Raw genomic sequence first — 14306 nt, 5'->3', positions numbered from 1 at the left:
AAGGAATAATCCTGGCGGCGATAGAGCGGTGGTCCCACCTGACCCCATACCGAACTCAGAAGTGAAACGCCGATGCGCCGATGGTAGTGTGGGGCTTCCCCATGTGAGAGTAGGACACCGCCAGGTAGTGAATGTAGAACCCCGAGCTAAATGGCTTGGGGTTTTTGTTTATGGATTTTTATTAAAAATTATATAGAATGATCTCAATTTTTATTTCTCAATATAAACCATGAAAAACTTTAGATATTTTGCGCAACGTTATGTTGATTGGGTTATTCGATTAGGTCGAGTTCGTTTCTCTTTACTTGGTATCGCTATTCTTGCGATTTTAGCTATCTGTATACAAATCTTATTAAGCACCCTCCTTAGTGATGGGATTCACTGGAGTGACATTGCTCGCTCAATTACTTTTGGTTTATTTACCGCTCCTTTTGTTATTTATTTTTTTACGCTGCTTGTTGAACGATTAGAGCGTTCCCGTTTAGAACTCTCTAAAACGCTAGCTCGATTGGAAAAAAATAGCCGTGATAAAAGCACCTTACTTGCAACGATTAGTCATGAATTACGTACGCCTTTAAATGGGATTATTGGTCTTAGTCGAATTCTATTAGATGATAAATTAACAGAACAACAACAAAATTACCTCAATACAATTAATCTAAGTGCGGTCAGTTTAGGTCATATTTTTAGTGATATTATTGATTTAGATAAGATCGACTCCAAACGAATCGAATTAAATATTCAGCCTTGTGATTTTCATTCACTACTTAATGATTTTTATAATTTTGGTACCTTGATGGCTGAACAAAAAGGGCTAAAATTTTCTTTAAAACTGGATGATAATTTACCTAATTGGCTTTATCTCGATCGTGCTCGCCTTAGCCAAATTCTTTGGAATCTAATTAGTAATGCCGTCAAATTCACTGATAAAGGAGAAGTGGTTCTAAAGGTGCAGAAAATGCAAAATAATCAGTATCAATTTAGTGTTACTGATACAGGAGCGGGTATTGCACCTTGTGAATTAGATAAGATTTTTACCATGTATTATCAGGTTAAAGATAATATTCACCGTTCTGCAGGAAGTGGCATCGGTCTTGCGATTTCTAAGAATCTTGCGCAGTTAATGCAAGGGGATTTAACGGTTGAAAGTGAATTGGACAAAGGTTCAACCTTTTACTTAACGATCATTGCTGAACAAGCACAAGCTCATGAGGGAAATGCAGAAAAAGCTATGCAGCATCTTTCTATTTTATTAGTAGAAGACGTTGAATTGAATGTGGTTGTGGCCAAAAGCATTCTTGAAAAGCAAGGTCATTATGTTGACGTTGCCATGAATGGTGAACAGGCTATCCAATTATTTGAGAAAAATACTTATGATATTGTTTTTCTTGATATTAAGTTGCCAGATATGTCAGGTTTTGATATTGCATACTATCTACGTAAAAACTACGAAGAAGGGATTTATGATTTTCTCCCACCTTTAATTGCCTTTACAGCGAACGTGATGCACAGTGAAGAAGAATATCAAGAACAGGGAATGGATGGCGTATTGCGCAAGCCCCTTTCTTTGGTTGAGTTACGTCAGTGCTTTAAAACTTTTTTAGGCGATGATATTGAATGTATCTCTGATGAAGAAGAAACTCCTCAAGTTCAAGAAGGCATCAATATTTCACTTATTGAGTTAATCGGAAAATCTCAAGCGAAAGCTAATGTGGCGTTATTTAAACAATGGATGCCAATTTATTTAGATGAATTAGAAACAGCTTATGAGGATTATCTAGCAAACACGGATATGAAACAAAACGTGTCAGATGTCGCACATAAAATTAAAGGTGCAGCCGCCTCGGTAGGACTTGTTAATGTTCAAAATATCGCAAAACAGGCTCAAGATACCTCATTACCGGATTGGACATCCGATATTGCTTCATGGATAACGCAACTCAGTAATGAATGGCCTAAAAATTTAGCTGAATTAGAAGCCTATTTAGAAAAATAATTCATGACACGTCATTTTCAAATTTTGATCAGTGAGAATATGCCGTCTCATTTGCCGGTAAATACCTTGATCATTAATGAGTTTTCTAAAATTCAAAATCTTCTTGGGCAAGAGTTTGAGACGATCTTGTTTGATGCGCGGAAAGGTATCCATTTAGAGGCGCTCGCCATTGCGGCCGGTACATTGAAAATTAATGGTGCCTTAATTGTCTTGCTATCAAATTGGGAGAAACTTCATTCTCAATTAGATGAAGATAGTCTTCGTTGGTCAGGTTCGATTGAGACAATTGCTACGCCAAGATTTATGACATATTTTAAGCATTGTATTCATAAATATGGTTTCCCCGTTCTTTATTATCAAAATGATTTAAAATTTGGCCGCACTTTTCAGCAATTATTTGTCAATCACAACGCAACCTTAGATCAGCAGAAAATCATTGAGCAAATCTTACAAAAAGAATCCGAGCTCTACTTTCTTACTGCCAAACGAGGAAGAGGGAAATCAGCTCTAGCAGGCTTATTAGCGAATCAACTGGATACTAAAATTTACCTCACCGCACCGAATAAAAGTGCGGTTAAAATTTTGGCTGAATTTTCACAAAAAGAGATTATCTTTATTGCACCAGATGCGCTTTTCCTTGCTTTGCAAAATGATCCTTCTTTTTCTGAAAATGCTTGGCTTTTTGTTGATGAGGCGGCAATGCTGCCGATTGCTCAACTTAGCGATTTTTCCCAGCATTTTAAGCATATTTTATTTACGACAACCATCCATAGTTATGAGGGAACAGGACGAGGTTTTGAGCTTAAATTTAAGCAAAAAATTAACCGCACTTTTTCTGACTTTGAGCTTATTGAACCGCTACGTTGGTCTAAAGATGATGTTTTAGAGGCATTTATTGATGAGCTTTTATTATTGAATATAGAGGATGATTTTAAACAAACGCCATACGATAAAAGCAAAATATGCCAAATCACTGAACGCTCACAAGAGGAAATACTTTCTTCATTGCCCCAATTCTATGGCTTGATGACATTAGCTCATTATCGTACATCACCATTAGATCTACGGCGATTATTTGATGCCAATTTACAGTGCTTTTTTACTGCTGAAAGTGAGCAAAATTTACTAGGCACAGTTTGGGCATTAAAAGAAGGTGGGATTGAAGATTCAGCCCTCATTGAAGCTATTCAACAAGGTAGTAGACGCCCGAAAGGCAATCTCGTGCCTCAAGCACTTTGTTTTCATGCTCAACAACAAAAGGCTTGTGAATTGCATTCTTTACGTATTTCGAGAATTGCGGTTCAGCCTATGTGGCAGCAGCATGGTATAGGTACACAACTCATTGAATATATCACACAAAATGCCGATATGGATTATTTATCAGTGAGTTTTGGTTATACCAAAGAACTGGCTCAGTTTTGGCAGAAATGTGGTTTTTCTCTTGTTCATTTAGGCGAGCATTTAGAGGCGAGTAGTGGTTGTTATTCAGCTATCGCTCTAAAAGGGCTTTCTGCACAAGGGATTGAATTAGAAAGAGAAGCAAAGCAATCTTTTCAACGGAATATGCCTTTGTCTTTCCATCCACTTGCTCAGGAATTTAATACCACATCAGTAGATTGGGAATTGCTTGATGGAGATTGGTTAAGCCTAAAAAACTTCGCTTATTTTCACCGCACTTTAGCTTCCGCTTTGCCGGCAATTCGTCGATTTTTAATGAATTTAGATGAAAAAGATTGTCCTTTAATGCGAGATTATTTCATCACAAAACAGATACCCTATAGTAAGAAAAATGGGTTAAAATCATTACGTTCGGAAATTGCACAAAAATTAAAAAAGGAGGCAAGATGAGCGAACAAGAAAAAAAAGGTTGGTTTCGCAAAGCCGTAGATGAATATAATAAGTTTTGCAAAGAGCTCGGTTTAGATAAAGGCTCTTGTCGAGGTTGTATGCCACGCATTGAATTTGATGATGATGGTCATGTAAAAAAAGAGAAGCCACTAGAGCCGCTCAAAAAATAAGAGAAAGCAGGGTTAATTAGCCCTGTTTTTTTATACAGATAATTCTTGAAAAGTAGAGTGAGTTTGCTAAACTAACTCGCTATTCAAATAAAAAATGAGATAAAAATTGACCGCACTTATGAAAACAACCTATTTTAATTTTGATATTCCCACTCAGCCAAATGACCATAAAATTCTTGGCAACGTATTAACGGGTGCTGATGCACTTGCTGTCAGTGAAATTGCTGAGCAATATGATGGATTAACAGTGGTCGTGACACCGGATACCAAAAGTGCGGTTCGTTTATCACAAGTTTTACCCGATTTAACTTCTCAACCCGTCGAGTTTTTTCCTGATTGGGAAACGTTGCCTTATGATTCTTTTTCGCCTCATCAAGAAATTATTTCTTCTCGTTTAAGTGCGCTGTTTCATTTGCAAAATACTAAAAAAGGCATCTTTATTTTGCCGATTAGCACATTAATGCAACGTGTGTGCCCGCCGAAATATCTACAGCACAATGTCCTTTTGATTAAAAAAGGCGACCGTCTTGTCATTGAAAAATTACGATTACAATTAGAGTCAGCAGGATATCGCTCCGTAGAGCAAGTGCTAGAACATGGTGAATATGCTGTGCGCGGATCACTTTTAGATCTTTTCCCAATGGGAAGTGCGGTTCCATTTCGCTTAGATTTTTTTGATGATGAAATTGATTCGATTCGTACTTTTGATGTCGATACGCAGCGAACGTTAGATGAAATTCAATCCATTAATTTATTACCTGCACACGAATTTCCAACAGATGAGAAAGGTATTGAATTTTTCCGTACACAATTTAGAGAAACCTTTGGTGAAATTCGTCGTGATCCTGAGCATATTTATCAGCAAATCAGTAAAGGTACATTAATTTCAGGGATTGAATATTGGCAACCGTTATTCTTTGATGAAATGGCAACGTTGTTTGATTACTTGCCCGAAAAAACGTTGTTTGTGGATATGGAAACAAATCAAGCACAAGGTGAACGTTTTTATCTTGATGCCAAACAGCGTTATGAGCATCGTAAAGTTGATCCTATGCGTCCTCTTTTGCCGCCAGAACGATTGTGGCTAAGCATTGATGCGGTAAATCATGCATTAAAAAATTATCCTAAAATTAATTTTAAAGCAGAAAAAGTGCGATCATCTGTTCGTCAGAAAAATTTAGCGGTGTTCGCATTACCAGCAGTGACCATTCAATCACAGCAAAAAGAACCGTTATCGCAACTTCGACAGTTTATTGAACATTTCAGAGGAAATGTTTTATTTTCAGTTGAAACTGAAGGACGTCGTGAAACTTTACTGGATTTGCTTTCACCATTAAAAATTAAACCAAAACAAATTAAAACCTTATCTGAAGCCAATCAAGACAAGTTTAATTTGTGGGTAAGTCGTCTTGAGCAAGGTTTTATTCTTGATGAGGCCAAATTAGCTGTCATTACTGAACATGAAATTTTAGGTGAGCGGGTACAGCAACGTCAGCGTGATAAACGTAAGGCTGTCAATCCAGATACCTTAGTGCGTAATCTGGCAGAATTAAAAATTGGGCAGCCTGTGGTGCATTTAGATCATGGTGTGGGGCGTTATGGTGGTTTAGTGACACTCGATACTGGGGGCTTAAAAGCAGAGTATTTGCTGATCAATTATGCAAATGAGTCCAAGCTTTATGTGCCTGTTGGTTCTCTTCATTTAATTAGTCGCTATGTAGGCGGCTCAGATGAAACCGCACCATTACATAAATTAGGTAATGAATCGTGGGCGAAAACGCGTCAAAAGGCTGCAGAAAAAATTCGTGATGTGGCAGCTGAATTACTTGATGTGTATGCCCAGCGAGAAGTGAAAAAAGGCTTTGAATTTAAATATGATCGTGAGGAATTTCAGCAATTTGCTGCAACCTTCCCTTTTGAGGAAACGCACGATCAAGCCATGGCGATTAACGCTGTCATTTCAGATATGTGCCAACCCAAAGCGATGGACCGTTTAGTTTGTGGTGATGTGGGCTTTGGCAAAACTGAAGTGGCGATGCGCGCCGCATTTTTGGCGGTCATGAACCATAAACAAGTGGCTGTATTAGTCCCAACAACCTTGTTAGCTCAACAGCATTACGAGAATTTTAAAGATCGTTTTGCTAATCTTCCGGTTAATGTGGAAGTGCTTTCTCGCTTTAAAACAGCCAAAGAGCAAAAACAAATCTTAGAAAATTTAGCTGAAGGAAAAGTTGATATTCTGATTGGAACCCATAAATTGATTCAATCCGATGTGAAGTTTTCTGATCTTGGCTTACTCATCATTGATGAAGAACATCGCTTTGGTGTGGGACAGAAAGAGAAAATTAAACAACTTCGAGCAAATATTGATATTTTAACGCTTACCGCAACACCAATTCCTCGAACTTTGAATATGGCGATGAATGGTATTCGTGATCTTTCTATTATTGCGACACCACCAGCTCGCCGAGTGAGTATCAAAACATTTGTTCGCCAGAAAGATGATTTAATTATTCGTGAAGCCATCTTGCGTGAGATTTTACGTGGCGGACAAGTTTATTATTTGCATAATGATGTGGCGAGTATTGAAAATACGGCAGAAAAACTGACCGCACTTGTGCCTGAGGCTCGAGTCGTAATTGGTCATGGTCAAATGCGAGAACGAGAACTTGAACGCGTGATGAGTGATTTTTATCATCAACGTTATAACGTATTAGTTTGTTCTACCATTATTGAAACAGGGATTGATGTACCAACGGCAAATACGATTATTATTGAACGCGCAGACAATTTTGGTTTAGCTCAGCTTCACCAGTTGCGTGGTCGAGTAGGGCGTTCCCATCATCAAGCTTATGCTTATTTGCTTACACCGCCGCCGAAATTAATGACGAAAGATGCGAAACGTCGTTTAGAAGCGTTAGAAAGTTTAGATAACTTAGGTGCAGGTTTCATTCTTGCGACGCACGATTTAGAAATTCGCGGTGCAGGTGAATTATTAGGGAATGAACAAAGCGGGCAAATTGAAAGCATCGGTTTTTCACTTTATATGGAATTACTTGATGCAGCAGTTAAAGCCTTAAAAGAGGGCAGAGAACCTTCATTAGAAGAGATTACGCATCAACAAGCAGAAATTGAGCTACGTGTCCCAGCTTTATTGCCAGATGACTATCTTGGTGATGTGAATATGCGTTTGTCATTCTATAAACGCATTGCTGCAGCGGAAAGTAAGCAAGAGTTAGATGAATTAAAAGTTGAATTAATTGATCGCTTTGGCCTATTACCTGAAGCAACGAAAAATCTTTTACAAATTGCTGAAATGCGTTTAATGGTGAAGCCATTAAAAGTATTGAAAATCGATGCGGGAGCTCAAGGAGGCTTTATTGAATTTTCACCTTCAGCAAAAGTTGATCCTGAAAAATTCATTAAACTGATTCAACAAAATCCAATTGTTTATCGCTTTGATGGCCCATTAAAATTTAAGTTTGTGAAAGCACTTCCAGAAAACAAAGAGCGGTTAGAATTTGTGATGGATTTAGTCAAGACGCTGACTGAGTAGCAAGTAAATAAAAAGGCTGACAAAATGTCAGCCTTTCTTTTTTACCTTTTATTAGTGAAGCGCTTCAACAACGCTTAAGAACATTTTTAAGATACCGGCATTTAATAAGTCGATAAAGAATGCCCCTACCATTGGTACGATTAAGAACGCTTTGTGAGATGGTCCAAAACGACTGGTAATCGCTTGCATGTTAGCCACGGCTGTTGGTGTTGCACCGAGACCGAAACCACAGTGACCCGCACTTAATACAATCGCATCATAATCTTTACCCATCATACGGTATGTGACGTAGATAGCGAAGAAAGCCATAAAGATAACTTGAACCGCTAAGATAACTAATACATCTGTTGCAAGACCCGCTAATTCCCAAAGTTTGAGAGACATTAAAGCAATCGCTAAGAAGATAGATAAACCTACGCTACCTAATACGTCAATCGCTGAATCTGCCACTTGGAATTTGAATAAGTGGGTTAAGCTGTTACGAATGATTACACCTGTAAACAAACACCATACGAATGTTGGTAATTGAATATGTGTACCTTTTGTTAAGCCATCTAAGTATTGACCGATGAGTAAACATAAAGAAAGCATAGCAATGGTTTCAATGATTGAGCGCGAATTAATTTTACGTTTGTAAGTTGGGTGCTCAAATGCTTCTTGTACGTCATCTACTTCATCATTCTCTGGATTTTCGCCTTGTTTTTGATGATTTAATAAATAGCGAGATACTGGACCACCTAAGATACCTCCAAAGACTAAACCGAATGTCGCACATGCCATCGCAATTTCTGTTGCAGCCGGTAGATTAAATTCTCTAGTGAATGTTTCTGCCCATGCTGCACCGGTACCGTGACCACCAGTTAGGGTAACTGAACCAGCAAGTAAACCGTAAGCAGGATCAATGCCCAATAATTGGGTACCTAAAATACCGATGACATTTTGGCAAACAATGAGTATTGCCGCTGCAAATAGGAAGATAACTAATGGTTTTCCGCCTTTAATTAAGCGGGCAAAGTTTGCACTTAAACCGATAGAGGAGAAGAAGACTAACATCATCGATGTTTGTAAACTTTTCTCAAAAGTGAATGAAGTACCATTTACTTTATATAAAACCGTTAATGCAATAGCTACAATAAAGCCGCCAACAACAGGCTCAGGAATATTAAATGTTTGTAAAACTCGAATGCGTTTTACTAGAAAAAAACCGAGTAATAATACAAAACTTGCTAAAGCAAGTGTTTGATAAGTATCAAAAACAATATTCACGAAATATCCTCCTATTTAGTTTGGTTTCGAGAATTCTTATGAGTTGTGTTCAGGTTCAACAACCACAATGTCAACATTACTATGTAATCCACGTGGTAATTGGGAGCCTTTTCTGCCGCGTTCCGCACGGAATTTTTGCAGATCTTCCGGTTTTAATGTGATTTTTCGTTTACCGGAATGGAACTCAAGGCTGGCTTGCTCTGAAATTAAGAACAATTTCACCAATAATTCTGACCGAGCTTTTGCATTCGCTGCTGGAATACTGATGATTTTGTTGCCTTTCCCTTTTGATAATGCCGGTAAATCCCGTACCGGAAAAATTAGCATTCGACCCGCTGAAGTGAGGGACACAAGAAGTGAGGCCGACTCGGAAAGTGTCTCAGGCTTCAAGACTTTCGCATTTTCTGGCAAAGAAATCAAGGCTTTTCCTGCTTTATTACGTGCAATTAAGTCTTCAAATTTGCAAATAAAACCATATCCTGCATCTGATGCCATCAATAATTCTTGTTTTTCAGATTCCATAATAACCTGTTCAATGGTCGCGCCTGCAGGTAACGTGAGTTTACCGGTGAGAGGTTCACCTTGTGAACGTGCAGAAGGCAAGCTTAATGGATCTAAAGCATAACTACGACCTGTACTATCAATAAAGATCACCGGTTGATTACTTTTACCACAAGCGTGGGCGAGATATTTATCGCCTGCTTTATAGCTTAATCCTGCCGGATCAATGTCATGACCTTTCGCACAACGAACCCAGCCCATTTCAGATAAGATAACAGTGACAGGTTCTGCTGGAGTCATTTCACTTTCAGAAATAGCTTTCGCTTCTTCACGTTCAACTAATTGAGACATTCTAGGACTGGCGTATTTTTTCGCATCTTCTTGAATTTCTTTTTTGATCAAGGTATTTAAGCGACGTTCAGATCCCAAAATTAACTCTAAATTTGACCGCTCTTCTTCAAGTTTATCTTTTTCAGCTTGTAATTGATGTTCTTCTAATTTGGCTAAATGGCGCAAACGTAAGTTTAAAATGGCTTCTGCCTGTTCATCACTTAAGTTAAAACGAGCCATTAAAACTTGTTTAGGTTCATCCTCAGTACGAATGATCTCAATGACTTCATCAATATTGAGGAAGGCAATCATCAAACCATCTAAAATGTGTAAACGAGCGAGTACTTTATCTAAACGATGTTGTAAACGGCGTGTCACGGTAGTACGACGGAATGTCAGCCATTCTGTGAGAACTTGAAGTAAGCCTTTCACGGCTGGTTTATGATCAAGTCCGATCATATTCATATTCACACGATAGCTTTTTTCGAGATCCGTCGTCGCAAATAAATGCGCCATTAAGGCATCCGTGTCAACGCGATTTGAACGAGGTACAAGTACAATACGCACGGGATTTTCATAATCCGCCTCATCACGAATATCTTCTACCATAGGCAATTTTTTCGCCGTCATTTGCTCAGCAATTTGTGCAATGATTTTAGAGGGTGAAGATTGATGAGGAAGTGCGCTGATGATGATTTCACCGTCTTCTTTATGCCATGTTGCACGCATCTTGATGGATCCACGGCCGGTTTCGTACATTTTACGAATATCATCCTTTGGTGAAATAATTTCTGCTTCAGTTGGGAAATCAGGGCCTTGAATGATATTAAGTACATCATCTAATCCTGCTTTTGGATCATCTAATAGCAGAACAGCGGCATCTGCCACTTCATTAATATTGTGTGGTGGAATATCGGTTGCCATACCAACGGCAATCCCAGTGGTGCCGTTTAACAGAATATGAGGCAAACGTGCAGGCAAATATTGTGGTTCTTCTAAAGTACCATCAAAGTTCGGTTGGAAATCAACAGTGCCTTGACCCAATTCGGTTAATAGAATTTCAGAAATTTTGGACAGGCGAGATTCTGTATAACGCATTGCGGCGAATGATTTAGGATCATCTGGCGCCCCCCAGTTCCCTTGTCCGTCCACCAATGGATAACGGTAAGAAAAGGGCTGAGCCATTAATACCATGGCTTCATAACAGGCAGAGTCGCCGTGCGGATGGAATTTACCTAACACATCACCGACGGTACGCGCAGATTTTTTAAATTTTGCCGCGGCATTTAAACCTAGCTCAGACATCGCATAGACAATACGACGTTGAACAGGCTTTAATCCATCGCCAATAAAAGGCAAAGCACGATCCATGATGACATACATTGAATAGTTAAGATAAGCCTTTTCTGTAAAGGTGCGAAGTGGCATCTGCTCGATGCCTTCGTAGTTAATATTGCTCATATTCTTCTAATTTATTTTCTTGTTGCACCGGAATTCGCATCAGAATGTTCGTGATGAGAGTGTCCCATATCCATTCCTTTGTGACTGTCTATTTCGTAAGGAACGGGTTGTGGTTTTTGTGGGTTAGCTTCTTTAAAGGCTTCGTCTTTTAGTTTTCCAGAATAAATATTCGGATTTTTTTCACCTTCAACCACAATATGTCCCATTGTGCCTTTATTTACTGCGCGGAAAATGGAGTGATCCATAAAGACATAAGTGCCAGGTACATCAATTCGAGTTTCCACCATGGTGGCGCTACCGGATGGAATCAATGTAGTTTGAACATTGTGATTAACAAGCGTACCACCTTCCACATACACATTGTCAAATACTGCACCGATTAAGTGGAAAGAAGAGCATAAATTCGGCCCCGCATTTCCTACAAATAGACGAATGCTTTCACCGGTTTTCGCTTTTAAGGCATTTCCGTCCATAGTTGCACCGACTTTACCGTTGAAGAGGACGTATTCAGGGCGTTCATCAATGGCTTTTTGCATACTGAATGGTTGCAAGCCAGGATCGCCAAATTCACCTTTGGTATAGAATTCACTTTGCATAATGTAAAATTCGCGATCCACTTTTGGTAAACCTTCTTTTGGCTCAACTAAAACTAAACCATACATCCCCTTGGCAAGGTGAATATCCACAGGTTGGCTGCCGCAGTGGTATAAATAAATCCCCGAACGTAATGCTCTAAATTGGAAGGTTGATGTGCGCGTTGGTGGGGTTTCACTTGCGATAGCCCCTCCCATTGGCACAGCAGCAGCATGGAAATCGATACTGTGTGGCATCATTGAACTCGCTGAGTTGGAAAGTTGCACTTCCACCATGTCGCCTTCGCGCACACGAATAAACGGCGCAGGCACGCTACCATTTAATGTCCAAAATTTAAATTGCACACCATCCATTAAATCCATAATTTGCTCAAGTGCGGTCAGTTTTACCACGACTTTTGCTGGATAGTTACGATCAATCGGTTTTGGCACATTTGGCGCAAGCGTCAGTTCAGCTTCAATCTCTGGTAGATTCTCAACTGCAGTGGTTGCTGTATTTGAGGCTTTTTCTTCCGCTTGAGCAGAAGGAATAAGGCTTAAACCAGCACCTAATGTAATTGTTGCTAGGCCTAGTGCACTATTTTTAAAAAAATCTCGACGTTGTTCGTTCATGATTGACCTCAAATAATTAAACAGTTAAATCCACTTGATCGCCATTAGTTTGCAACCAATTTTTGCGATCTTCTGCTCGTTTTTTGGCGAGTAACATATCCATTAATTCTAATGTTGCTGCGCCTTGATCTTCCTCCAGATCGTAAGTTAATTGAACTAAGCGACGAGTATTCGGATCCATGGTGGTTTCACGTAATTGTGATGGATCCATTTCACCCAAACCTTTGAAGCGTTGTACGTTTAAGGTGCCTTTTTTACCTTTTAAGCGTTCTAAAATGGCTTCTTTTTCGCTTTCATCGAGGGCATAAAATACTTCTTTGCCTAAGTCGATACGATAGAGTGGAGGCATCGCCACATAGACATGCCTATCTTGCACTAATTTCGGGAAATGACGTAAAAAGAGGGCGCAGAGTAGGGTAGCAATATGTAAACCATCGGAGTCCGCATCGGCTAAAATACAGACTTTCCCGTAACGAAGTTGAGATAAGTCTTCATTATCAGGATCGATACCGAGTGCCACTGCAATATCATGAATTTCCGTTGAGCCAAGTACTTGATCGCTAGCCACTTCCCAAGTGTTTAAGATTTTTCCGCGTAAGGGCAGGATCGCTTGATATTCACGGTCTCGAGCCTGTTTGGCTGAGCCGCCCGCAGAGTCACCTTCGACTAAGAATAATTCGGTTTTTTCTAAATTTTGTGATGCGCAATCTGCCAATTTACCCGGTAGAGCAGGACCGCTGACTAATTTTTTACGGATGACTTTTTTCGCAGCATTTAAACGACGTTGTGCAGAACTGATCGCCATTTCAGCTAAGCGATCCGCATCTTGTACGTTTTGGTTTAGCCATAAACTGAAGGCATCTTTTAAAACACCCGCAACAAAGACCGCACTTTGACGAGAAGATAAACGTTCTTTCGTTTGGCCTGCAAATTGGGCATCCTGCATTTTGAGCGAAAGAATGTAAGCACAGCGATCCCAAATGTCGTCTGCGGTTAATTTCACACCGCGTGGTAATTTATTGCGGAATTCGCAATATTCAGTCATGGCATTAAGCAAGCCTTGGCGAAGACCATTTACGTGTGTTCCGCCTTGTACTGTTGGAATCAAGTTTACATAGCTTTCTGCAATAAGCTCACCACCTTCTGGTAACCAAAGTAACGCCCAGCTTACGGCTTCGGTGGAGCCTTTAAATTCACCAACAAAAGGTTTTTCAGGCAAGGTTTCAAAACCATTCACCGCTTCGGTTAAATAATCGGATAAACCATCTTGATAGCACCACACATCTTCGGTGTTATTCACTTTATCGACAAATTTAATTTCTAAGCCTGAACAAAGCACGGCTTTAGCACGCAATAAGTGGCGTAAACGGCTGACAGAAAAATTCTTGCTATCAAAATATTTTGGATTCGGTTTGAAGTGAACGGTAGTGCCGGTTGTACGTCTTCCACAAGTACCAATAACTTCTAATTCTTCTACTTTTGCGCCATTTTCAAAGGCAATTTTATACACTTCGCCGTTACGTTTAACTTGAATATCAACGCGTTCAGAAAGGGCATTGACGACAGAAATCCCTACCCCGTGTAAACCACCGGCGAATTCATAGTTTTTATTCGAGAATTTACCGCCAGCGTGAAGTTTGGTTAAGATTACTTCAACACCTGAAACCCCTTCAGTTGGGTGAATATCCACTGGCATTCCACGGCCATTATCAATGACTTCAAGCGATTGATCCGCGTGTAAAATCACTTCAACTTTGGTGGCAAAACCTGCAAGGGCTTCATCCACACTGTTATCAATAACTTCTTGTGCAAGGTGATTGGGACGGGTAGTGTCCGTGTACATACCAGGGCGAATTTGCACAGGTTCGAGATCTTTCAGAACCGTAATTTCTTGAGCAGAATAATTTGTAGTCATTTTTAAAATTAGTTACTTATTTATAAAAAAATTAGCATGATTTTATCAAAAAATGACG

General features: G+C 39.5%; 8 protein-coding genes and 1 rRNA gene. 5 read left to right on the top strand and 4 right to left on the bottom strand.

What is annotated here, in order from left to right; translation table 11 throughout:
* Positions 1–10: 10 nt before the first annotated feature.
* The 5 genes from rrf (at position 11) to mfd (ending at position 7570) form a co-directional block, all read left to right on the top strand.
* Positions 11–126, top strand: a 5S ribosomal RNA gene (rrf, locus tag DPV95_RS08385).
* Positions 127–229: 103 nt separating this feature from the next.
* Positions 230–1996 (top strand): ATP-binding protein, encoded by a 1767-nt coding sequence (locus DPV95_RS08380; protein ID WP_111406934.1) that lies wholly within the window; start codon positions 230–232, stop codon positions 1994–1996.
* A gap of 3 nt (positions 1997–1999) precedes the next feature.
* Positions 2000–3844, top strand: a complete 1845-nt coding sequence (locus DPV95_RS08375) for a tRNA(Met) cytidine acetyltransferase TmcA (RefSeq protein WP_207974266.1) — start codon at positions 2000–2002, stop codon at positions 3842–3844.
* Positions 3841–4014 (top strand): DUF5363 domain-containing protein, encoded by a 174-nt coding sequence (locus tag DPV95_RS10445; RefSeq protein WP_005697264.1) that lies wholly within the window; start codon positions 3841–3843, stop codon positions 4012–4014. The genes DPV95_RS08375 and DPV95_RS10445 overlap by 4 nt, the downstream gene beginning before the upstream one ends.
* Positions 4015–4132: 118 nt before the next feature.
* Positions 4133–7570 (top strand): transcription-repair coupling factor, encoded by a 3438-nt coding sequence (gene mfd / locus DPV95_RS08370; protein ID WP_111406936.1) that lies wholly within the window; start codon positions 4133–4135, stop codon positions 7568–7570.
* Between the two features lie 51 nt (positions 7571–7621).
* Here the strand turns inward: mfd and gltS are convergent, their stop codons facing one another.
* Genes gltS through parE form a run of 4 tightly spaced genes read right to left on the bottom strand, consistent with a single transcriptional unit; the run spans position 7622 to position 14248 of the window.
* Positions 7622–8836 carry a sodium/glutamate symporter gene (gene gltS / locus DPV95_RS08365; protein WP_049367692.1) on the bottom strand — a complete coding sequence of 405 codons (1215 nt, stop codon included), beginning with the start codon at positions 8834–8836 and terminating at the stop codon, positions 7622–7624.
* A gap of 36 nt (positions 8837–8872) precedes the next feature.
* Positions 8873–11128, bottom strand: coding sequence for a DNA topoisomerase IV subunit A (parC, locus tag DPV95_RS08360; protein ID WP_111406933.1), 2256 nt, complete (start codon positions 11126–11128; stop codon positions 8873–8875).
* A gap of 11 nt (positions 11129–11139) precedes the next feature.
* Entirely contained in the window at positions 11140–12333 is a 1194-nt protein-coding gene (nirK, locus tag DPV95_RS08355) for a copper-containing nitrite reductase (protein ID WP_111406932.1), read from the bottom strand.
* Positions 12334–12349: 16 nt separating this feature from the next.
* A complete protein-coding gene (parE, locus tag DPV95_RS08350; RefSeq protein WP_111406931.1) occupies positions 12350–14248 on the bottom strand; it encodes a DNA topoisomerase IV subunit B in 1899 nt (632 codons plus the stop codon).
* Between the last annotated feature and the right edge of the window lie 58 nt (positions 14249–14306).

Source organism: Haemophilus parainfluenzae (assembly GCF_003252755.1).
GTDB lineage: Bacteria > Pseudomonadota > Gammaproteobacteria > Enterobacterales > Pasteurellaceae > Haemophilus_D > Haemophilus_D parainfluenzae_N.
The sequence above is the reverse complement of the archived record's forward strand: the minus strand, read 5'-3'. Positions and strand labels throughout refer to the sequence as shown.

What these genes read in the sequence shown, in the direction of transcription:
- DPV95_RS08380 (WP_111406934.1), top strand. Translation starts at nt 230, where the DNA reads ATGAAAAACTTTAGATATTTTGCGCAACGTTATGTTGATTGGGTTATT.
- DPV95_RS08375 (WP_207974266.1), top strand. Translation starts at nt 2,000, where the DNA reads ATGACACGTCATTTTCAAATTTTGATCAGTGAGAATATGCCGTCTCAT.
- DPV95_RS10445 (WP_005697264.1), top strand. Translation starts at nt 3,841, where the DNA reads ATGAGCGAACAAGAAAAAAAAGGTTGGTTTCGCAAAGCCGTAGATGAA.
- mfd (WP_111406936.1), top strand. Translation starts at nt 4,133, where the DNA reads ATGAAAACAACCTATTTTAATTTTGATATTCCCACTCAGCCAAATGAC.
- parC (WP_111406933.1), bottom strand. Translation starts at nt 11,128, where the DNA reads ATGAGCAATATTAACTACGAAGGCATCGAGCAGATGCCACTTCGCACC.
- nirK (WP_111406932.1), bottom strand. Translation starts at nt 12,333, where the DNA reads ATGAACGAACAACGTCGAGATTTTTTTAAAAATAGTGCACTAGGCCTA.
- parE (WP_111406931.1), bottom strand. Translation starts at nt 14,248, where the DNA reads ATGACTACAAATTATTCTGCTCAAGAAATTACGGTTCTGAAAGATCTC.